This window comes from Lactobacillus nasalidis, assembly GCF_016587775.1.
Taxonomy (GTDB): Bacteria; Bacillota; Bacilli; order Lactobacillales; family Lactobacillaceae; genus Lactobacillus; species Lactobacillus nasalidis.
In genome coordinates, this window is record NZ_BOCG01000141.1 from 1 (window position 1) to 1535 (window position 1535).

Genomic DNA, 1535 nt, shown 5'->3' on the forward strand with positions numbered 1-1535 from the left:
TAGCAGCTGCCTTTGCCAGCCGGCCGGCAGCCGTCAAGGCGGCCACGGTCAGCAAGATGCCGGGAACCAAGACTATGGGAATCTATTCCCGGATCAGCAGCCGGGGGGCCAGCAAGCGGCTGACGACGACCAAGTACTTCGTGCACAGCAAGATTCAGTCGACCGCCAGCAGGCAGACCAAGCAGGGGATTTATGACTACATTTATGCCAACGGCCGCCCTCTGGGCTGGGTCAACGAAAAATGGTTCATCCGCAACCGGATCTCAGCAGCCAAGCAGGTCTGCCTGGTCAGCGACGACAACCGCTTCAGTTATAAGGACGCCATCAATTACGTGACTGACAGCCGCGGCAACTTAATCGACCCGTCCAGCAGCGCCGTCAAGGCCAGTTTGAACGGGCAGAAGCTGACTTTCACTTACGGCAAGGCGAAAAAGACGGTGCAGCTGGTGAAAACCGCCAATCCGAACCGGAATCTCCATCTGGCAATCAGTGCCAAGAAGGGCCCGGCCGAAGTGGCCAGCAGCAAGAACCACGCCGGCAGCTCCCCGAACTGGAACGCCGCGCACCGCTGGGGCGTTGAAAGCAGCAGCAACAGCTGGACCAGCGGCGGCCTGACCCTGACCACCCGCCTGTGGGAGCCGCGGAGCTTGAGTCTGGCCGGCAATGGCTGGCAGCAGGTCGGCCCGGTCATGGAGGGCTTGACGGTCAACAGCGGCTGGGCCTACAGCAGCTGGTACCGGTCAGCTGCCGCTAGCGATCAGCTCAAGGGCAACCTGGTGGCCTTCAACTTGAACAGGCTGAACAAGTACCAGGCCCAGTACCTGGCCAACAGCAGCTATCTGTACAACAAGCTGAGCCTTAAGACTTTCGCGGCCTACTCGCAAAACGTCAAGGTCAGTCCTTACATCAGACTGGGCCACGGCCAGTCTCTGGGCAGCAGCAAGAACTACATCTATGTTCTTGCCAACCAAAACCGGCTGCCCGGCGGCAAGAGCAACGGCTTTTATTCTGAAGAAATCCTGCAGCTCAACAAGAGCGACTTGACCATCAACAAGCTCTGGACCATCAGGGTGGACGTCGGCACTTCCGGCCGCTATTTCCACAACGCGGCTTTTGCCGGGGATGACACCATGTACGGCCTCTTCCACAACGCGGGCTTTGGCCGCTATGAATACTGGTGCCTGAAACTGGTCGGCAACCGCTGGCAGGTCAGCCAGGTCAAGGCCACGGCCAGCAATTTCGTCAAGCAGCAGGCCGGCAGCTCGCCGGTGCAGGGCTTCAGCGTCGGCAGCGGCCACATGTACCTGGCCTTCAACAACCTGATCTTCAAGCTGAAGAGCGACGGGACTTATGAAAAGACCTGGAAGCACGTTTCCAACCGCGAGACCGAGGGTTTGTCGGCTGACGGCAGCCAGCTTTACGTGCAGCTGGCCCAGCGGGGGGAAATTTTGTCCGGCCGCTGGTAAAAAGAAGGCAAAAGTCCCTTGACAGGGGCAGGCGATTCAAGTAATATTTAGTTAAAAATAAATAAGACA

1 protein-coding gene is annotated in these 1535 nt (G+C 58.5%); it reads left to right on the top strand.

Annotated features, from left to right (window positions below; genetic code table 11):
• A partial coding sequence (locus tag lacNas_RS02490; RefSeq protein ID WP_201346555.1) for an SH3-like domain-containing protein occupies nucleotides 1-1466 on the top strand: 1466 nt, incomplete at its 5' end.
• Nucleotides 1467-1535 lie beyond the last annotated feature (69 nt).